We start from the raw sequence: 18,025 nt of genomic DNA, 5'->3' as shown, positions 1-18,025 counted from the left end.
GGGCAAGAGGGTCTTACTTGATACGCTGACCTGGCTTGGCGCCGCTGTCCGGGCTCAGCAGGTAGATCTCTTCACCGCCAGGGCCGGCGGCCATGACCATGCCTTCGGAAACACCAAAGCGCATTTTCCGAGGTTTGAGGTTGGCTACCATCATGGTCAGTCGGCCTTCGAGCTTCGATGGGTCCGGGTACGCCGACTTGATGCCGGAGAACACGTTGCGACGCTCGTCGCCGATGTCGAGGGTGAGTTGCAGCAGCTTGTCAGCACCGGCTACGGCCTCGGCCTTGACGATCAGCGCCACGCGCAGGTCGACGGCGGCGAAGGTGTCGAACTCGATCTCGGCCGACAGCGGGTCCTTGTCCAGCTCGCCGTTGCCGGCCGGCGCCTTGCCTTCAGCGGCCAGCAGGTCTTCCTTGCTGGCGGCGACCATGGCTTCGACTTTGGCCGGCTCGATGCGGCTCATCAGGGCCTTGAACGGGTTCAGCTTGTGGTTTTCCAGGCGCGACTGCAGGTCGTTCCACTCAAGCGGTGCGACGTTGAGGAAGGCCTCGGCGTCGGCGGCCAGCACTGGAAGTACCGGCTTGAGGAAGATCACCAGTTGGCGGAACAGGTTGATGCCCTGGGCGCAGATGGCCTGGACTTCATCCTGCTTGCCTTCCTGCTTGGCCAGCGACCACGGTGCCTTGTCGGCGATCCAGGCGTTGGCGCGGTCGGCCAGGGCCATGATTTCGCGCATGGCACGACCAAAGTCACGGGCCTCGTAGGCTTCGGCGATCGAGGGTGCGGCGGCCAGGAAGGCTTCGGTCAGCTCTGGTGCGGCGTCGCCAGCAACCATTACGCCTTCATTGCCCTTGTGGATGAAGCCTGCGCAGCGGCTGGCAATGTTGACCACCTTGCCGACCAGGTCGGAGTTGACCTTCTGCACGAAGTCCTCGAGGTTCAAGTCGAGATCGTCGACCCCACGGCCCAGCTTGGCTGCGTAGTAGTAGCGCAGGTACTCGGGCTGCAGGTGGTCGAGGTAGGTGCGTGCCTTGATGAAGGTGCCGCGAGACTTGGACATCTTCGCGCCGTTGACCGTCAGGTAGCCGTGCACGTTGACGGCAGTCGGCTTGCGGAAACCTGCACCTTCGAGCATGGCGGGCCAGAAGAGGGCGTGGAAGTTGACGATGTCCTTGCCGATGAAGTGATACAGCTCGGCTTTGGAGTCTGCGTTCCAGAACGCGTCGAAGTCCAGCTCCGGGCGGCGGTCACAGAGGTTCTTGAAGCTCGCCATGTAGCCGATCGGCGCATCCAGCCAGACATAGAAGTACTTGCCCGGCTCGCCCGGAATCTCGAAGCCGAAGTACGGTGCGTCACGGGAAATGTCCCACTCCTGCAGACCGGAATCCAGCCACTCGGCGAGTTTGTTGGCGACCGCGTCCTGCAGGGTGCCACTGCGTGTCCACTGCTGCAGCATGGCCTGGAAGTCGGGCAGCTTGAAGAAAAAGTGCTGGGAGTCGCGCAGTACTGGCGTGGCACCGGAAATCGCCGACTTGGGGTTCTTCAGCTCGGTGGGAGCGTAGGTGGCACCGCACTTCTCGCAGTTGTCGCCATACTGGTCCTCGGTCCCGCACTTGGGGCAGGTGCCCTTGATGAAGCGGTCGGCCAGGAACATGCCCTTCTCGGGGTCGTAGTACTGGGTCACGGAGCGATTGGCGATGTGCCCGGCTTCACGCAGGCGCGTGTAGATCAGGCTCGACAGTTCGCGGTTCTCTTCGCTGTGGGTGGAGTGGAAGTTATCGAACTCGACCAGGAAGTCGGCGAAGTCACTGCTGTGCTCGGCCTGGACGTTGGCAATCAACTGCTCGGGCGTGATGCCTTCTTTCTCTGCGCGCAGCATGATCGCCGAACCGTGGGCGTCGTCGGCGCAGACATAGATGCACTGGTTGCCACGCAGTTTCTGGAAGCGTACCCACATGTCCGTCTGGATGTACTCAAGCATATGGCCAAGATGGATGGATCCATTGGCATAGGGCAGGGCGCTGGTGACGAGAATCTGGCGTGGCTCGGACATGGTGGCTCGGCTACTTATCTGGCGACGGGTAAAAATTGAGGATGATCGGCCACTATAAAGGGCTGGGAAATATATTTCACCCCGCACACGCATCTGCTGACGGTTGACGGGTTAGCATAGGCGCCTGATTCACTTTTTTCGGAATGCCACGGGAGTCTCCATGAGTGCCGTCACACGTGCCGCCATTGAAGGCGTGCTTCGCCAGTACACCGACCCCTACCTGAACCAGGACCCGGTCAGCGCCGGTTGCGTGCGGGCGATCGACATTCAAGGTGGGCAGGTCAGTGTGCAGTTGCAGCTAGGCTATGCCGCTGCACTGTTTCGCAACGGCTGGGCCCAGGTGTTGCAGACGGCGATCGAGAACCTCGAAGGCGTGACGGCGGCGCAGGTGAGCATCGATACGCTGATCGCCACACACAAGGCCCAGGCCCAGGTGCCTGCGTTGGCCAATGTGAAGAATGTCATTGCCGTGGCTTCGGGCAAGGGCGGCGTCGGCAAGTCGACCACTGCCGCCAACCTGGCCTTGGCCCTGGCTCGCGAGGGCGCGAGGGTCGGTATTCTCGATGCGGACATCTACGGCCCAAGCCAGGGTGTGATGTTCGGGATCCCCGAAGGCACCCGCCCGCAGATTCGCGAGCAGAAGTGGTTCGTGCCGATCAAGGCCCATGGCGTCGAGGTGATGTCGATGGCGTTCCTGACCGACGACAACACACCGATGGTCTGGCGTGGCCCGATGGTTTCCGGCGCCTTGCTGCAACTGGTGACCCAGACCGCCTGGGACGACCTCGACTACCTGGTGATCGACATGCCGCCGGGCACTGGCGACATTCAACTGACCCTGGCGCAGAAAGTGCCGGTAGCCGGTTCCGTGATCGTCACCACCCCGCAGGACCTGGCACTGCTGGATGCGAAGAAGGGTGTCGAGATGTTCCGCAAGGTCAACATCCCGGTCCTCGGTGTGGTGGAGAACATGGCGGTGCACATCTGCTCGAACTGCGGTCATGCCGAGCACCTGTTCGGTGAAGGTGGCGGTGAGAAGCTGGCGGCGCAGTATGGCGTCGAGTTGCTGGCGTCGTTGCCGCTCTCGATGCTGATTCGCGAGCAGGCAGACAGCGGCAAGCCGACAGCGATCGCCGAGCCGGAAAGCCAGATTGCCATGGTCTACCAGGAGCTGGCCCGTCAGGTGGGGGCTCGGATCGTGCTACAGGAAGCGTCGGCGCCGGCAATGCCGAGCATTACCATCAGCGAAGATTGATCCGCCGGCTTACGCAAGCCCAGCAGGAGCGGCACAAGCCGTTCCTGCTGGGCTTGCGTCGTTTTGTGCAGGCACAAAAAAACCCGCCGGAAGGCGGGTTTTTTTTGAAAGCGAGGAAGCTAAATCGACTTAGGCGATTTGAACTTCTTCAGCCTGCATGCCTTTCTGGCCGCGGGTAGCGACGAAAGTAACAGCCTGGCCTTCTTTCAGGGTTTTGAAGCCGTCAGCCTGGATGGCTTTGAAGTGTACGAACAGGTCGTCACCCGACTGAGGAGTGATGAAGCCGTAGCCCTTCTCATCGTTGAACCACTTAACAACACCGGATTGGCGATTGGACATGTGTCTGTCTCCTTGGACAAAGTAGATTTCGGCTCAGGAATTGCCCTGGCCGGGACTGAGTGCAAAGAGAGCGGAAAATTCAGCGATGGGCCGATCAGGATCGTGCATCAAACAGATTCTCGGTGTCACGTGCAGCACAGTGGCGCCACCTTACCCCACTTTCCGCAAGCTGCCAATGGCCAACAGCGGCTTTGATGAAATTCGGATCGGCGGGTGGCCAGCCCCCGTCCGGCGCGGGATAGGGGCAGGGAACTTTAACGCGCGCGCCAGGACCGGTAAGATGCGCATCTCGTTTTTTCACCTCGTACTTTCAGGACATCCCGCCATGAGCATCAAATCGGACAAGTGGATTCGCCGCATGGCGCAGGAACACGGCATGATCGAGCCGTTCGTCGAGCGCCAGGTGCGTGGCGAACAGGACAGCCGGGTGATCTCCTTCGGTGTCTCCAGCTACGGCTACGACGTACGTTGCGCCGATGAATTCAAGGTGTTCACCAACATCAATTCGGCCACCGTCGATCCGAAGAACTTCGATGCCGGCAGCTTCGTCGACATCAAGAGCGACGTCTGCATCATCCCGCCGAACTCCTTCGCCCTGGCCCGTACTGTCGAGTACTTCCGCATTCCGCGCGATGTCCTGACCATCTGCCTGGGCAAGAGCACCTATGCCCGCTGCGGCATCATCGTCAACGTCACCCCCCTGGAGCCGGAGTGGGAGGGGCACGTCACCCTCGAGTTCTCCAACACCACGACACTGCCGGCCAAGATCTACGCCAACGAAGGCGTGGCCCAGATGTTGTTCCTGCAATCCGATGAAGAGTGCGAGGTGTCGTACAAGGATCGCGGCGGCAAATACCAGGGCCAGCGCGGCGTCACGCTGCCACGTACCTGAGCCGACGAGCTGGGGGAATTAGTTCCCCTTTTGCCACTCCAACGAGGTAAGTCCCCGGCGTGCATGACGTACGCCGGCCCTCGTCAGGAGCAGCCCATGAAACTCGATCCTGCAATCAGCGCGAAGCTGGCCGTCCTGCAGCCGAACCAGATCGGCATGATGGCCTGGACTCTGCTCGCGCACCCGCATCCGCCGACGGATCTGCACGCCGGTGGCGTCCCGCACCAGCCTGATCCCGATACCCCGCAACCCCCCGAGCCTGGCGAGCACCCGCCGATGGAGCCGGGCGAGCCGACCTTGCCCGACGAGCCGCCTCCAGCGCCAGTCGCCTGATCAGGCCGGCACTGCCCAGACCCGTTGATCGCCCACGACGAACAGGCGGGTGTCGGGTTCTGGTTGCACCGTCCAACCGCCGGTGAACTCGCCGAACGCCGGCAGCAGGCTCACCTTTGCGTGGAACATGAAGCACGCCAGGCGCAGGCGTTGGCGGCCACGACCGCGCAGGACGCACGCCGGATGGACATGGCCTGCGATCACCGGATGCTCGGGGTGAGCGCCGGTCTCGTGCTGTAGCGCGAATGGCGGCAGTAGCAAAGGCTCGTCGACAACTTCGATGGCCAGCTCCTGCGGCGGATCGCCAGCATGACGGTCGTGATTGCCTCGCACCAGGACCACCCGTAACCATGGGTGCCGTTCGCGCCATGCAGCTACACGGGCCAGGGTGGCAGGTGCTCGTGCAGTACGTGCGTGGAGAAAGTCGCCGAGTACGATCAACTGCTGGCAATCGTAATGCTGCAAGAGCGTGTCCAGGCGATCCAGGGTCGCCTGGGTAGTACCGCGTGGCACCGGTTGGTGCAGGGCGCGGTAGCTGGCGGCCTTGCCAATGTGCAGGTCGGCAACCAGAAGGGCGCGCCGGGCTGGCCAGTAGAGCGCTTTTTCAGGTAACAGCCACAGCGTTTCGCCGCAATGTTCGATCGCCAGGTGGTGCACGTTCAGGATTTCCTCCGTTCAGTTCCCGCAAGGTCGCTCATGGTTCGGCTCGCCGCCTTTTCGAGATCCGCCACCATCCGGGCGATGCGGTCTGCCAGTTTTTCCGTGCTCAGGGTTTCGCGCATGCCCTCGACCAATAGGGCGAAGGCCAGCGGCCCGGGCCGGCGCAATGCGTGCAGATCGAGGCGCAATCCTGACATTTTCTGCAACTGCTGATGCAGACGCTCGATCTCCAGCTCCTCACGCAGCACCTCGTCACGCGCCTGGCCCAGCAGCAGATTGCCAGCGTCATGCTTGCGAAACACCTCGTAGAACAGACCACTGGAGGCCTGGAGCTGGCGCGTGCTTTTCTGCGCGGCGGGATAGCCGCCGAATACCAGCCCGGCGATCTGGGCAATTTCACGAAAGCGCCGCAGCGCCATCTCGCCAGCATTCAGGCTGGCCAGGACATCTTCCAGCAAATTGTCCGCAGCCAGTGCAGCGGGCAAGTGCGCGGCCCAGTCCACAGGGCTTGCTGCGAGCAGTTCGAAGCCGTAGTCATTGACCGCGATCGACACGGACAGCGGCTGCGCGCGGCTGACCCGCCAGGCGATCAGGTTGGCAAGGCCCAGATTGGCCATGCGCCCGGCAAAGGGATAGAGAAACAGGTGCCAGCCCTGGCGCGAGTGCAGGGTTTCGGCCAGCAATGTGCGCTGTGTGGGCAGGGCCGACCAGCTCGCCTGAAGTGTCAGCAGGGGGCGAACGGCATGCATTTCCGCGCCTTCGTAGCAGCCGTGGGCTGCTGCATCCAGACGCTCGACCAGCGCCTGCGCCAGCTCGCTCGACAGCGGCATACGTCCGCCATTCCAGCGTGCTACCGCCGCCTTGCGCGCGGTGCTGCGGCGCACGTAGGCGGTCATGTTCTCGACCCTTACCAGCTCCAGGATCCGTCCGCCGAACAACAGCGCGTCACCGGGCTTGAGACGGGCAATGAAAGATTCCTCCACGCTGCCCAGCGACTTGCCGCCGCCCCCTTTGCTCCAGTACTTCAACTGCAGGCTGGCGTCGCTGACGATGGTGCCGATACCCAGACGATGACGCCGGGCGAGGCGCTCGCTGGCCACGCGCCAGATGCCGTCGGGGTACGCTGCGACGCGCTGGTAGTCCGGGTAGGCGGTGAGCGAGCTGCCGCCATTGCGCACAAATGACAGTGCCCATTGCCACTGGCTTTCTTCGAGATCGCGAAAGGCCCAGGTGCTGCGAACCTCCTCGAACAGTTCGGCCGGTCGGAAACCACTGCCCAGCGCCATGCTGACCAGATGCTGGACCAGCACGTCCGTGCTCAGGCGCGGCGAATAGCGTGTCTCGATATGCCCGGCAGCCAGCGCCTGGCGTGCCGCCGCCGCTTCCACCAGTTCAAGGCTGTGGGTCGGTACCAGGGTCACCCGTGAGGTACGCCCAGGTGCGTGCCCAGAGCGGCCTGCACGTTGCAGCAGGCGGGCGATGCCTTTGGCCGAGCCGATCTGCAGGACGCGTTCGACGGGCAGGAAATCCACACCCAGGTCGAGGCTTGAGGTGCAGATCACCGCCTTCAGCGTGCCCTGCTTGAGGCTGCGCTCGACCCAGTCACGGGCGTGCCGGGCAAGCGATGCGTGGTGCAGGGCGATCAGTCCCGCCCACTCGGGATGCGCCTCGAGCAGGGCTTGGTACCAGAGCTCGGCCTGAGCGCGGGTGTTGGTGAACACCAGACTGCTGGCGCTGGCCGCGAGCTCGGCACTGACCTGAGGGAGCATCTTCAGCCCCATATGCCCGGCCCAGGGGAAGCGTTCGATCGCGCTCGGCACCAAGGTGTCGACCAGGATGCGCTTGTCCTGACGGCCCTGAACCAGTCGCCCGCCGGCAGGCAGCAAGACCTCAAGGGCGTGCGGCAGGTTGCCCAGGGTGGCCGAAAGCCCCCACACCACCAGTTGCGGCTGCCAGCGCCGCAGCCGGGCCAGGGCCAGTTGCAACTGCACGCCGCGCTTGTTGCCGAGCAGTTCGTGCCATTCATCGACCACCACCAGGCGCAGGCTGGCGAAGTCGGCGGCAGCCTGTTCGCGGGTCAGCAGCAGGGTGAGGCTTTCGGGAGTGGTGACCAGCGTGCTGGGCAGGCGCCGGGCCTGGCGTGCACGTTCGGCACTGGTGGTGTCACCGCTGCGTACGCCGATGGTCCAGTTCAGCCCCAATTCGTCCAGCGGTGCTTGCAGCGCGCGCGCGGTATCGCTGGCCAGGGCGCGCATCGGTGTGATCCACAGCACTTGGAGTGGCGCCGGTCGGCGTGCGTCGTGCAACTGTGCGAAAGCGCGCAGGGCGCCGAGCCAGACGGCGTAGGTCTTGCCGCTGCCGGTGCTGGCGTGCAGCAGGCCCGACTCGCCGCGCTGGATCGCAGCCCAGACGCTGCGCTGGAAGGCGAAAGGCTTCCAGTTGCGGGAGGCGAACCAGGTGCTGGCGAGGTCGGAAGGGGATGGCATCGGCGGCCGGTCTCGTCGAAGGCTGTGCTTCTACAGACCGGCCGCAAGGTGCTTTGGTTTGATCGGGATCAGTTGGCCAGCAGATAGCCGCTGCGGCAGACCTTTTCCCCTGCGACATGGGCGATCACCATGCCGGTGGTGGCCATGCGCCGGACGCTGCGGGCGTAGAGCAGCCCGCCCTGGACGTTGCGGATCGGCGTCACCCGGTCGCTGAGCGGATCGATGACCTCGGCGATCAGTTGCCCAGGCTCCAGGTACTGCCCCGGTTTTGCGTGGAACACCAGCAGGCCGCCCAGCGGTGCGATCAATGGCTCCACGGCAGCCAGCGGGGTGGCGGGGTGGCGCAGCGGCGGCAATGCCGCGGGCTGACCTTCGATCACCCCGCTGTGGGTGAGGAAATCGAGGATTGCCTGGCAGTCCTGGCTTGCCAGCTCGTGGTTGACGTCGGCCTGGCCGCGCAGCTCGACGGTCACCGAGAAGCTGCCCATGGGAATCGGGAAACGCTTGGCAAAACGCTGCTGCAGTTGCCACCACACCAGGCTGAAGCACTCGTCGAACGACTGCCCGCCGGAGTCGGTGGCCAGCAGGCTGGCCTGGGCGCCGAGATAGCGCGCCAGCGGCTCGACCTGCGGCCAGGCTTCGGGCGTGGTGTAGAGGTGTTCGACGGCTTCGAAGTCGCAGTGCAGGTCCAGCACCATGTCGGCGTCGCAGGCCAGGCGTTGCAGGGCCAGGCGCTGGGATTGCAGGGGGGTGACGGCGGGGTGGCTGTCGAGCCCGCGGCGTAGGTATTCCCGGATCAGCGAGAGGTTGTGTGCCGGGTCTTGCGTGAGGTGGCTTTCGATCTGGTCGCCGATGCTGTCGGACAGGTCGACGAAGTTGCGATTGAAGTTTTCCCCGCTCTGCAGTTCGAAGCGCCCCAGCGGTGCGTCCAGCAGCACCTGTTCCAGACCCACCGGGTTGGCCACCGGCACCAGCACCACCTCGCGGCGCAGCAGGCCTTGCTGGTGCAGTTCGTTCAAGCGTCGCTTGAGGTGCCAGGCCACCAGCATGCCTGGCAATTCATCGGCGTGCAGCGAGGCCTGGATGTACACCTTGCCATCGCCACGCGGGCCGAAATGGAAGCTGTGCAACTGGCGGGCGATGCCGGGGACTGGGGACAGCAGTTCGTGGGTCGAGTGGTGCATGGTGGTCCTGGTCTGCGCTGGGCGTTGAACATGGGCGACTGGAAATAGAAGCACAAACCAGGGCTTTGTGCATGCTGGTGTGCGTAGAAGCAGCTATACAGGGCCCAGCAAGCTCTGCAGGGTCGCCAGGTCGTCGGCCTCCGCGACCGGCTTGTCGAGCCTCCAGCGCAGCATGCGCGGGAAGCGTACGGCGATGCCGCTCTTGTGTCGCTTGGACAGTGCGATGCCTTCGAAACCCAACTCGAAGACCAGCGTCGGGGTGACGCTGCGTACCGGGCCGAAGGTTTCCACAGTGGTCTTGCGGATGATCGCATCGACCTTGCGCATCTCTTCGTCGCTCAAGCCTGAATAGGCTTTGGCGAAGGGCACCAGGTTGCGTTGCGCTGTTCCTGCAGGGGCATCCCAGACGGCGAAGGTGTAGTCGCTATAGAGGCTGGCGCATCGGCCATGGCCGCGCTGGGCATAGATCAGCACGGCGTCCACGCTGAACGGGTCGACCTTCCATTTCCACCACAGGCCCAGGTCCTTGGTGCGGCCGACGCCGTACAGGGCATCGCGCCGCTTCAGCATGAGCCCTTCCACACCCAGGTTGCGCGACTGCTCACGTTGCTCGGCCAGGGCTATCCAGTTCGGTGCCTGCACCAGGGGTGAAAGCAGCACGGGGGCCAAGGGGTACTCGACCAGCACCCGTTCCAGTTGCCCGCGGCGCTCGTGTTGTGGGCGACTGCGCCAGTCCTCGCCGTGCCATTCCAGCAGGTCGTAGGCTTGCAGCACCACCGGTGCATCGGCCAGCAGTTTGCGGCCCAGGGTCTTGCGGCCCAGCCGCTGCTGGAGCAGGGCAAAGGGCTGCACTGCCAGACTGTCGTCGCAGGCGCCGGGCTTCCATACCAGAATCTCGCCATCGAGCACGGTGCCATCAGGCAATGTCTCTGTCAGGCTATGCAACTCGGGAAAACGCTCGGTGACCAGTTCCTCGCCCCGTGACCAGATCCACAGCTGGCCCTCGCGCTTGACCACCTGGGCGCGGATGCCATCCCACTTCCATTCTGCCTGCCAGTCATCGACCGGGCCGAGCAGTGTCTCGAACTGTTCCAGTGGCGCCTGCAGGGCGTGGGCGAGAAAGAACGGATAGGGCTGGCCGCCGCGCTGGGCGTGCTCGTCGTCGGACTCGGGGGCGATCAGCTTCAGGTAGCTTTCAGCAACGGGGCGATGAGCCAGGTCGGTGTAGCCGACCAGGCGCTGGGCCACACGCTTGGCATCCAGCCCCGACAACTGCGCCAGCGCACGGGTGACCAGCAGCTTGGAAACGCCGACACGGAAGCTGCCGGTGATCAACTTCAGGCAGAGCATCAGGCTGGGGCGGTCCAGCCTTTCCCAGAGTGTCGGCAAGCGCTGGCGCACCTCATCCGCCGGTTGCCCGCGCAAGGGCAGCAGGTGCTGCTCGACCCACACGGCCAGACCCTCGTCGGTATCGTGTCGGTGCTGGGGCAACAGCAGGGAAATGGTCTCGGCCAGGTCGCCGACAGCCTGGTAGCTCTCTTCGAACAGCCAGTCGGGCAGGTCTGCCAACTGCGTGGCCAGCTCGCGTAGCAGACGGGTCGGCACCAGTTGGCGCGGGCGGCCTCCGGCCAGGAAGTACACCGCCCAGGCCGCATCGGCGGCGGGAGCCTCGGCGAAATAGTCGCGCAGGGCCTGCAGCTTGGCGTTGCTCGAAGTGGTGGCGTCCAGGCGCAGGTAGAGTTCGGCGAAGGCCTTCATGTGGCGCTCTCCGGCGCGGGCGTGTCGTCTTCCTCGCCGTACTCGGTGGCGAAGGCGCGGGCGTCCAGGCCCTGTTCGCACAGGTAGCGCACCAGCACGTTGACCGAGCCATGGGTGACCATGACCCGTTCCGCACCGGTTTCGCCGATTGCCCATAGCAGCCCAGGCCAGTCGGCATGGTCGGAGAGTACGAAGCCGCGATCGACACCACGCCGGCGCCGGGTGCCACGCAGCAGCATCCAGCCACTGGCGAAGGCATCGCTGTAGTCGCCGAAACGACGCATCCAGCTACTGCCACCTGCAGAGGGTGGTGCCAGCACCAGGGCTTGGCGCAGGCGTGGATCGTTGCGTGGCAGATCGCCAGCGTACAGGGTCTCGGGCAGGGCGATCCCGGCTTCGCGGTAGACGCGGTTGAGCGGCTCGACCGCGCCGTGCACCACGATCGGCCCTATGCCTGCGTCCAGCCCGTGGAGAATGCGCTGGGCTTTGCCGAAGGCGTAGCAGAACAGCACGCTGGCCTTGCCCTGGTCCCGATTGGCACGCCACCAGGCATTGATGCCTTCGAACACCTCGGCCTGCGAGGGCCAGCGATAGATCGGCAGGCCGAAGGTGGATTCGGTGATGAAGGTGTGGCAGCGCACCGGCTCGAACGGCGCGCAGGTGCCGTCTGGCTCAACTTTGTAGTCGCCCGAGGCGACCCACACCTGGCCCTGGTGTTCAAGGCGCACCTGGGCCGAGCCGAGCACGTGGCCGGCAGGGTGGAAGCTCAAGGTGATGCCGTGATGCTGGAGGCGTTCTCCATAAGGCAGGGTTTGCAGGTCGATGTCCTGGCCAAGACGGCTGCGCAGGATACCGGCGCCGGGTTCGGCACACAGGTAATGGCCGTTGCCGGTGCGCGCATGGTCGCCGTGCCCATGGGTGATCACCGCACGGTCAACCGGGCGCCAGGGGTCGATGTAGAAGTCCCCGGGCGGGCAGTACAGGCCTTCGGGGCGGGCGATGACGAGGTCCATGGCGTTCGCGCTGGCTGAGGTTACAAGTTAGGAGCGCAGCGCTGGCCCGGAAGTTCGGATGACATGGTGCTGACGAGCGGCCCGGACGAGCCGCTCGGGGTAGCCGCCTACTTGCCCGGCACCAGCGTCAGGCGTTGGCTGCCATAGGCGCGGGCAAAGTTCTGCGGTTGCACGGGCAGGCTCATGAAGCGCCCCTTGAACCAGGCGTCCAGGCCGTCACTGTAGTGAGGGCTGGCGGGGTTGCCGGACTGGCCGCTGCTGGTCAGGATCTGCAGCGGTTCGGCCTGGCCGAAGTCGACGACCATGCGTGCGGAGGCTGGCAGGCTGGTTTCGAAACCGTTGCCCCAGGCGTAAGGGGTCAGGGCCAGGGTGCTGAAGTCACCGCCGGTGGCCATCGGCGCGCGGCTGACGGTGTCGCCGAGCCCGTAGTAGTTCGGTGCTGGCCAGCGGTACTGGTGCAGCTTGCCCCATTGCCAGGCATGCCGGTCGGCGCCCATCTGTGCGACACCGGCATCCACCGCGGCGGCCAGGCTGCGGGCGAGGATGGTCGGTTTGTCTTCTTTCTGCGGCGTGCTGCGGTCATCCCAGAACGGACTGTCTTCGCGACCAAGCAGGTGGTCGGCCTGGGCCGAGTACGACAGCCGGGCGTTGCTGACAAACGCTTGCCAGGCCGGGCTGGATTCGGGGCCAAGCTCGTCGAGGAAGGTCTGGCGGGTGACGGCCTGGAGGAACAGTTCGTACAGCGCCGCATCCGCCGAGACTGGGCTCAGGCGGCCATCGAAGGCCTTGAGCCGGGTCAGGGCTTCACGGGCCTTGTCGCGCTGCTCGGCGGGCAGGGCATCGATGGCCTGCTTGAGCGGCTGGGCCATGCCCGGGGCGTCGAACATGCGCTTGAGCTTGTCGGCCAGCAGGGTGACCTGGTCGTTCTGCAGGGCCATCAGGCTACGGCTGTCATGACGCCCGTTACCGGCCAACTGGCCCAGGCGCTCCGCGCGTTCGGGGTAGTACCAGGTGCTGGACAGCTGCATGCCGTAGCCCTTGGGCAGGCTGCGCTGGTTGGCATGGCCGATCCAGCCGCTGGGCGGGTCCTGGTCGTAGGGGTGGAGCATCGCATCGGCGAAACCGTCCCAGTCGAAGCGTCCGTCCCAGCCCGGCGAGGGCAGCAGGCCCTGGCCTTCGCGGCGATTGGGGTAGCGGCCACTGACCTGCCAGCCAATGTGCTCGGGCTCGGCGAAGACGAAGTTCAGCGCAGCGGCGCCGATTTCGCGGGTGCTGTCGAAGGCGCGTTCGAGGTTGCTGGCGCGGGTCAGGTCGAACAGCGCATCGAGGCTCTTGTCGTCCTTGAGCTGCGGCAGGTGCAGGGCCAGGCCATAGCCGTTGCCGGGCTGGCCGAGCAGGGTGCCATGGCGGGTGTCGTACAGCACTTCGCGCACCGGGCGCTGGCCGCGCACGAAGAAGGTTTCGTTACGCGCGCGGGCCGGCTGCCACTTGCCGTCGGCCAGGTAGGTGAGTTGACTGCCCTGGCGGCGCAGTTGCTCAAGGAACAGGTCCTGGTTGTCGGCCATCACTGCGCTGCTGCTCCAGGCCAGCTTGCCGTTGTAGCCGGCCAGCACGATCGGCAGGCCGGGTAGCGACAGGCCGGCGACCTGGTACTTGCCGGTGTGGATCTGTACCGGGCTCAGCGCCCAGGCGGCGCGGCTGTCGCTGGCCAGCAGGCTCTTGCCGCTGCGGCTGCGCAGGGGGCCCAGGGCCAGGTTCGAGGAACCGGGGCTGCCCAGCAAGTCGAGGTCGGCGAGCTTCTGGCTGGCGGCGGCGACGTCGTTCAGGCCGGGGATCTGGCTGGCCAGGTTGATGCCCTTGAGCTTGTCGGTCTCGGCCTCGGCCAGAGGCTCGTCGGGTGCACCTGGCAGCAGCCAGGCGAGCTTGTCGCTGCCGACCTTCTGCGCCAGGGTCAGGGCCGAGAGTTCCTCCTGCAGGTTCACCGATTGGCTGAAGGCATAGAGGCTGAAGATCAGCGCCGAGTCTTCGGGCTTCCAGTATTCGGGGCGATAGCCGCTGCGGGCGAGTTCGGCCGGCAGCTTGTCGCGGTAGCGGAACAGATAGGCGTTGACCCCGCGGGCATAGACCTCGAAGAAGCGCTTCAGGCGCGGCGAGGCGTCGGCATACAGCTGGCCGGCGCTCTGCTTGAGGTTGGCGGCGCGCATCAGGCGGTCGATGTCCAGGGCTTCGGAGCCAGCGATCTCGGCCAGTCGCCCCTGGGCGAGCAGGCGCATGGCGACCATCTGTTCGATGCGGTCGCCCGCATGGACGTAGCCGAGGCTGAACAGCGCATCGTGGAAACTGCTGCTCTCGATCAACGGTGCGCCCATGGCGTTGCGTCGTACCGAGACGTTCTGCGCCAGGCCTTTGAGTGGCTGGACGCCGGTGGTCGGTGGCACGCTGTCCTGGTAGCCGCCCATCTGGCAGCCGGCGAGCCCGAGCATGCCGAGCAGCACTGCGCTGGTGCCGAACCGAGGGCGGAAGGGAGGAAACACGGGGGCGGCCATGACGAAGGCTCCTGGGGGGCGTGGCGGGGTCGGAAAGGCGCTAAAGGTAGGGCGGCGCGCGCCGGGCTGCAAGCGGCAAACGCAACGCCACCCGGAGCGGCGTTACGCGCCGTGGCACTTCTTGAATTTCTTCTCGCTGCCGCACGGGCATGGATCGTTGCGTCCGACGTCCTTCAGGGCGTTGCGCACCGGTTCCTGGTGGCCGTGGTTGCAGTGCGGGCCGTGCACATGGCCGTGGTCATGATCATGGTGATGATCGTGACCGTGGTTGCAGTCGGGGCCATGGACATGGGGTTGCTGGGTCATTGCGGGTTACTCCGGTTGAAGATCGCCGGGGATTATCTCACCACTGCGCGACAAGTGCAGGTCCCGTCGACTGATCAGGCCGGTATTGAGTTCGCCTTGCAGGGTGTAGTGCAGCGGATCGCCGCTTTTCAGCAGTTTGGCGAGGGGCTTGAGGTGCTGCCACAGGTTGGTGCGCGCGGTGATCTTGAAGGTACGCCGGGCATGTCCGCCGACACTGCGCCAGACACTGGTCTCGTCCTGCACCAGCAGCAGGTCGTTGAGCCGGATTGCGTACGACAGGTTGCGGATGAACAGGCGGCTGTCGTTGGGGTTGTCGATGCGCAGGTGCAGGATGAACTCCTGCTGGTGCAGGCGCGCCTTGACGGTTTCCACCCTGACCAGGTGCACCTCAGGCTCGCGCCAGTGGTTGCCGCCCCATCCCGCACAGCCACCCAGCAAGGCCAGGGTGAGGCCAAGCAGGAGCAGTCGGGCCAGGGCGCTCATCATCGGTTACCGAGGTAGCTGGCGCAGCATTTCTTGAACTTCTGCCCGCTGGCGCAGGGGCAGGGGTCGTTGCGCCCCGCCTTGAGCTCGACGGTCGGATCGATGAAGTACCAGCGCCCGGCGTTCTGCACGAAAGCCGAGCGCTCGCGGTGCTGGTGGTCGCCCTGCTGGTCGTGCCAGCGTGCCGTGAAGGTGACGAACGCATGTTCCGGTTGCCCACCCAGGACCTGCGCACTTTCCACCTCCAACCCCAACCAGGTGCTCTGTGCACTCCAGGCGGCAATGCCGGCGCGGTCCAGCCCGGTCTGCTGGGCGGGAAGCGTGGTGGCTACCAGGTAATCCACCAGCCCCAGCACATAGGCGCTGTAGCGCGAGCGCATCAGCGTCTGGGCGTCCGGTGCCGGAGTACCGGCATGGTAGTGCCCGCAACATGCGTCGAGAAGATTGCCGCTGCCGCAGGGGCAGACCGAGACACTCATGAAATCACCACCAGTACTTGCCAAAGTTTTGCGGATTCGCCCAGAACTTGGCATTGAGCCAGTCCGGGACCTGCTTGTAGTCATGTAGATCATAGGTGAACAGGCTCAGTACCTGCTCGTCGCGACGGAATTTCTCGCTGGCCGACAGCGCCAGGGCGAAGAAGTCGGTGTCCTGCCAGCCACAGGCGGCCAGGTCGGCCAGAACCGCGACCTTGCTGGCATTCAGATTGCGAATGCCGCCGAGCAGTTCCAGCCCGCTGCGCTTGGGCAAGTGCTCGAGGCAATCGACCAGCACCGCGAGGTCGAAGCGTTGCGCCGCCAGGTCGGCAGGCAACGGACCGGGCGCAGCCACCGACAGTTGCGCTGTCGGGTGGGCTGCGGCGAAGGCCTCCAGGGCCGGGAAACGTGTGCCGACCAACAGCAGGCGCGCGGGTGCGAAGCGCTCGAGAAGGGCCGCCAGGGCCTGTTGGGGGGTACGCTGGGAAAAACCGTCGGTCATTGCCAATCCTCGTTCAGGTCGCTCAAGACTAGCGGTCCCAGCCCTGACGGCAAAGAGGCGCAGCATCGCGTCGTGGCTAATTGCTGGCAGAGAGGGAATAGGCGGTCTTTACTCCCAGAGCATCGGTTCTGCACCGATCCCCCTAGGAGAAGCAACGAAAATGAGCATAGTACGCACAGCGATACCCCTGGTTCTGCTCACCAGTGTGTTGACTGGTTGTGCAGGTTTGCAAAAAACCGACTGGCCGAAGTGTGCTGCCGTCGGGGGCGTGGGTGGCGCAGCCCTGGGCGCCATCGAAAGCTCCAGCTGGGCCGGCTGGGGCGCGTTGCTCGGCGGTGGCCTGGCGGCGGGCTACTGCTGGGCCCATGGCGATGGCGACGAAGATGGCGATGGCGTGCCCGACAGCCGCGACAAGTGTCCAGGCACCCCGCGTGGCGTGCAGGTCGATGCCAACGGGTGCCCACCCGAGCCGGTCGCCGTGGTCGAGGAAGTCGTCGTGGTCGAGAAGGAAGAAGTCATCGTCATCCGTGACGTGCACTTCGAGTTCGATTCCGCGCGCCTGACCGCAACCGACAAGGAACGCCTGAACACCATCGCCACGCGCCTTAAGCAGGAGGCACCCAGCGCTCGCCTGAGCGTGACCGGCCATACCGACAGCGTCGGCTCCGACAGCTACAACCAGAAGCTCTCCGAGCGTCGTGCCCATTCGGTGACCGACTATCTGGTGACCAGCGGCGTACCGCGCAGCAGCTTCGTTTCGGTAGTGGGAGCGGGCGAGACCCAGCCTGTGGCCGACAACGCCACGGCGGATGGCCGCGCCATGAACCGCCGCACCGAGATCAAGATCCAGCGCTGACCGCCCGCGCCCACGTCTTTAGCCGTGGCGTGGGCGCATTCACCGGGGACATGACCCATGAATACCTTGTCGAAGACGGCTGTGTCGCTGCTGCTGGCCTCCAGCCTGCTGAACGGGTGCGCCACCCACAGTGATGGCAGCGCCCCCCTCAATCAACGGACCTGGCCGGTCTGCAGCCTGCTCGGCGGGCTGGTCGGTGGCGGTCTGGGCGCGATCGAAAGCTCCAGCTGGGCGACCGGTGCCGGTGTTGCCGGAGCCATCGCCGGTGGCCTGATCTGTTACGCCCAGGACGGTGACGAAGATGGCGATGGTGTGTTCGACCGTCGTGATCGCTGCCCGGACACCCCCAAAGGTACGGCAGTCGACCACATGGGCTGCCCGCTCCCGCAGTATCCGCCTTCGACGCCCAAACCCGAGGCCCCAGCACCTGCGCCTGAGGTGATCACCCTCGACGATCAGGGCCAGGTGCTGTTTGCGTTCGACTCCGCACAGCTGTCGGCCCCAGCCCAACAGCGCCTGCAAGCGCTGTTGCCGAAACTTGGCGACCCCAGCGTGACGGCCATCAGGGTGATCGGACATACCGATAGCGTAGGCGCCGACCACTACAACCAAGGCCTGTCCGAACGCCGCGCGGCCAGTGTTGCGCAGTACCTGATCGGCCAGGGGCTGTCGCCGGCCAAGGTGACCAGTCAAGGTCGCGGTGAAAGCGAGCCGGTGGCCGACAACGACACCGACGAAGGGCGAGCGCAGAACCGACGGGTGGAACTGCACCTGAACTGAATCGCCTCTGGCGCGCGCCCTGGCGCGGCGGTACTGTTGTGCGCACGGCCCGCTCGAACGGGCCGCGCGCACATAACAAAGACAGTACAAAGACAGTCGGGGG

Annotated in this window: 17 protein-coding genes; 5 read left to right on the top strand and 12 right to left on the bottom strand. The window is 65.1% G+C overall.

Translation table 11 applies throughout. The annotated features are described in order from the left end of the window. Positions 1 to 13 precede the first annotated feature (13 nt). Positions 14 to 2,053, bottom strand: a complete 2,040-nt coding sequence (metG, locus tag APH44_RS05960; protein ID WP_054891780.1) for a methionine--tRNA ligase — start codon at positions 2,051 to 2,053, stop codon at positions 14 to 16. 160 nt (positions 2,054 to 2,213) lie between these two features. Between metG and apbC the strand changes: the two genes are divergently transcribed. Continuing rightward, positions 2,214 to 3,308, top strand: a complete 1,095-nt coding sequence (gene apbC / locus APH44_RS05955) for an iron-sulfur cluster carrier protein ApbC (RefSeq protein WP_054891779.1) — start codon at positions 2,214 to 2,216, stop codon at positions 3,306 to 3,308. A gap of 129 nt (positions 3,309 to 3,437) precedes the next feature. Here the strand turns inward: apbC and APH44_RS05950 are convergent, their stop codons facing one another. Then, complete coding sequence (locus APH44_RS05950; protein ID WP_003254922.1) at positions 3,438 to 3,647, bottom strand: cold-shock protein; 210 nt, start codon at positions 3,645 to 3,647, stop codon at positions 3,438 to 3,440. Between the two features lie 325 nt (positions 3,648 to 3,972). Here APH44_RS05950 and dcd point away from each other — a divergent pair, with 325 nt between their 5' ends. After that, positions 3,973 to 4,539, top strand: a complete 567-nt coding sequence (dcd, locus tag APH44_RS05945) for a dCTP deaminase (RefSeq protein ID WP_003258001.1) — start codon at positions 3,973 to 3,975, stop codon at positions 4,537 to 4,539. A gap of 96 nt (positions 4,540 to 4,635) precedes the next feature. Continuing rightward, entirely contained in the window at positions 4,636 to 4,872 is a 237-nt protein-coding gene (locus tag APH44_RS05940; RefSeq protein WP_054891778.1) for a hypothetical protein, read from the top strand. Here the strand turns inward: APH44_RS05940 and pdeM are convergent, their stop codons facing one another. The 10 genes from pdeM to APH44_RS05890 form a co-directional block, all read right to left on the bottom strand. Continuing rightward, positions 4,873 to 5,529, bottom strand: coding sequence for a ligase-associated DNA damage response endonuclease PdeM (gene pdeM, locus APH44_RS05935; RefSeq protein ID WP_054891777.1), 657 nt, complete (start codon positions 5,527 to 5,529; stop codon positions 4,873 to 4,875). Positions 5,530 to 5,531: 2 nt separating this feature from the next. Further along, the gene (locus tag APH44_RS05930) at positions 5,532 to 8,018 is read right to left on the bottom strand and encodes a ligase-associated DNA damage response DEXH box helicase (protein ID WP_054891776.1); all 2,487 of its coding nucleotides are present in this window, start codon (positions 8,016 to 8,018) and stop codon (positions 5,532 to 5,534) included. Between the two features lie 68 nt (positions 8,019 to 8,086). Continuing rightward, on the bottom strand, positions 8,087 to 9,202 hold the full coding sequence (locus APH44_RS05925; RefSeq protein ID WP_054891775.1) for a succinylglutamate desuccinylase/aspartoacylase family protein: 1,116 nt from the start codon (positions 9,200 to 9,202) through the stop codon (positions 8,087 to 8,089). 93 nt (positions 9,203 to 9,295) lie between these two features. Beyond that, positions 9,296 to 10,960 carry an ATP-dependent DNA ligase gene (locus APH44_RS05920; protein WP_054891774.1) on the bottom strand — a complete coding sequence of 555 codons (1,665 nt, stop codon included), beginning with the start codon at positions 10,958 to 10,960 and terminating at the stop codon, positions 9,296 to 9,298. After that, on the bottom strand, positions 10,957 to 11,973 hold the full coding sequence (locus tag APH44_RS05915) for a ligase-associated DNA damage response exonuclease (protein ID WP_054891773.1): 1,017 nt from the start codon (positions 11,971 to 11,973) through the stop codon (positions 10,957 to 10,959). Before APH44_RS05915 ends, APH44_RS05920 begins: the two co-directional genes overlap by 4 nt. Before the next feature lie 107 nt (positions 11,974 to 12,080). Further along, positions 12,081 to 14,519 carry a penicillin acylase family protein gene (locus tag APH44_RS05910; protein ID WP_054891772.1) on the bottom strand — a complete coding sequence of 813 codons (2,439 nt, stop codon included), beginning with the start codon at positions 14,517 to 14,519 and terminating at the stop codon, positions 12,081 to 12,083. A gap of 102 nt (positions 14,520 to 14,621) precedes the next feature. Beyond that, positions 14,622 to 14,825 (bottom strand): SEC-C metal-binding domain-containing protein, encoded by a 204-nt coding sequence (locus tag APH44_RS05905; RefSeq protein WP_012313055.1) that lies wholly within the window; start codon positions 14,823 to 14,825, stop codon positions 14,622 to 14,624. A gap of 6 nt (positions 14,826 to 14,831) precedes the next feature. Beyond that, positions 14,832 to 15,308 carry an LEA type 2 family protein gene (locus APH44_RS05900; RefSeq protein ID WP_054891771.1) on the bottom strand — a complete coding sequence of 159 codons (477 nt, stop codon included), beginning with the start codon at positions 15,306 to 15,308 and terminating at the stop codon, positions 14,832 to 14,834. Then, on the bottom strand, positions 15,308 to 15,787 hold the full coding sequence (locus APH44_RS05895) for a YchJ family protein (protein ID WP_054891770.1): 480 nt from the start codon (positions 15,785 to 15,787) through the stop codon (positions 15,308 to 15,310). Before APH44_RS05895 ends, APH44_RS05900 begins: the two co-directional genes overlap by 1 nt. A 4-nt stretch (positions 15,788 to 15,791) precedes the next feature. Then, positions 15,792 to 16,286, bottom strand: coding sequence for a DUF6231 family protein (locus APH44_RS05890; RefSeq protein ID WP_054891769.1), 495 nt, complete (start codon positions 16,284 to 16,286; stop codon positions 15,792 to 15,794). 160 nt (positions 16,287 to 16,446) lie between these two features. Here APH44_RS05890 and APH44_RS05885 point away from each other — a divergent pair, with 160 nt between their 5' ends. Both APH44_RS05885 and APH44_RS05880 read left to right on the top strand, forming a co-directional pair. Then, positions 16,447 to 17,142 (top strand): OmpA family protein, encoded by a 696-nt coding sequence (locus tag APH44_RS05885; protein ID WP_054891768.1) that lies wholly within the window; start codon positions 16,447 to 16,449, stop codon positions 17,140 to 17,142. A 57-nt stretch (positions 17,143 to 17,199) separates the two neighbouring features. Next, positions 17,200 to 17,922 carry an OmpA family protein gene (locus APH44_RS05880; protein ID WP_054891767.1) on the top strand — a complete coding sequence of 241 codons (723 nt, stop codon included), beginning with the start codon at positions 17,200 to 17,202 and terminating at the stop codon, positions 17,920 to 17,922. The last annotated feature ends 103 nt before the right edge of the window (positions 17,923 to 18,025 follow it).

Origin of the sequence: Pseudomonas sp. NBRC 111143 (assembly GCF_001320965.1) — a bacterium.
GTDB lineage: Bacteria > Pseudomonadota > Gammaproteobacteria > Pseudomonadales > Pseudomonadaceae > Aquipseudomonas > Aquipseudomonas machongensis.
This window is presented reverse-complemented; position numbering and strand designations above follow the sequence as displayed.

What these genes read in the sequence shown, in the direction of transcription:
- metG (WP_054891780.1), bottom strand. Translation starts at nt 2,053, where the DNA reads ATGTCCGAGCCACGCCAGATTCTCGTCACCAGCGCCCTGCCCTATGCC.
- apbC (WP_054891779.1), top strand. Translation starts at nt 2,214, where the DNA reads ATGAGTGCCGTCACACGTGCCGCCATTGAAGGCGTGCTTCGCCAGTAC.
- APH44_RS05950 (WP_003254922.1), bottom strand. Translation starts at nt 3,647, where the DNA reads ATGTCCAATCGCCAATCCGGTGTTGTTAAGTGGTTCAACGATGAGAAG.
- dcd (WP_003258001.1), top strand. Translation starts at nt 3,973, where the DNA reads ATGAGCATCAAATCGGACAAGTGGATTCGCCGCATGGCGCAGGAACAC.
- APH44_RS05940 (WP_054891778.1), top strand. Translation starts at nt 4,636, where the DNA reads ATGAAACTCGATCCTGCAATCAGCGCGAAGCTGGCCGTCCTGCAGCCG.
- APH44_RS05930 (WP_054891776.1), bottom strand. Translation starts at nt 8,018, where the DNA reads ATGCCATCCCCTTCCGACCTCGCCAGCACCTGGTTCGCCTCCCGCAAC.
- APH44_RS05925 (WP_054891775.1), bottom strand. Translation starts at nt 9,202, where the DNA reads ATGCACCACTCGACCCACGAACTGCTGTCCCCAGTCCCCGGCATCGCC.
- APH44_RS05920 (WP_054891774.1), bottom strand. Translation starts at nt 10,960, where the DNA reads ATGAAGGCCTTCGCCGAACTCTACCTGCGCCTGGACGCCACCACTTCG.
- APH44_RS05915 (WP_054891773.1), bottom strand. Translation starts at nt 11,973, where the DNA reads ATGGACCTCGTCATCGCCCGCCCCGAAGGCCTGTACTGCCCGCCCGGG.
- APH44_RS05910 (WP_054891772.1), bottom strand. Translation starts at nt 14,519, where the DNA reads ATGGCCGCCCCCGTGTTTCCTCCCTTCCGCCCTCGGTTCGGCACCAGC.
- APH44_RS05905 (WP_012313055.1), bottom strand. Translation starts at nt 14,825, where the DNA reads ATGACCCAGCAACCCCATGTCCATGGCCCCGACTGCAACCACGGTCAC.
- APH44_RS05900 (WP_054891771.1), bottom strand. Translation starts at nt 15,308, where the DNA reads ATGAGCGCCCTGGCCCGACTGCTCCTGCTTGGCCTCACCCTGGCCTTG.
- APH44_RS05895 (WP_054891770.1), bottom strand. Translation starts at nt 15,787, where the DNA reads ATGAGTGTCTCGGTCTGCCCCTGCGGCAGCGGCAATCTTCTCGACGCA.
- APH44_RS05890 (WP_054891769.1), bottom strand. Translation starts at nt 16,286, where the DNA reads ATGACCGACGGTTTTTCCCAGCGTACCCCCCAACAGGCCCTGGCGGCC.
- APH44_RS05885 (WP_054891768.1), top strand. Translation starts at nt 16,447, where the DNA reads ATGAGCATAGTACGCACAGCGATACCCCTGGTTCTGCTCACCAGTGTG.
- APH44_RS05880 (WP_054891767.1), top strand. Translation starts at nt 17,200, where the DNA reads ATGAATACCTTGTCGAAGACGGCTGTGTCGCTGCTGCTGGCCTCCAGC.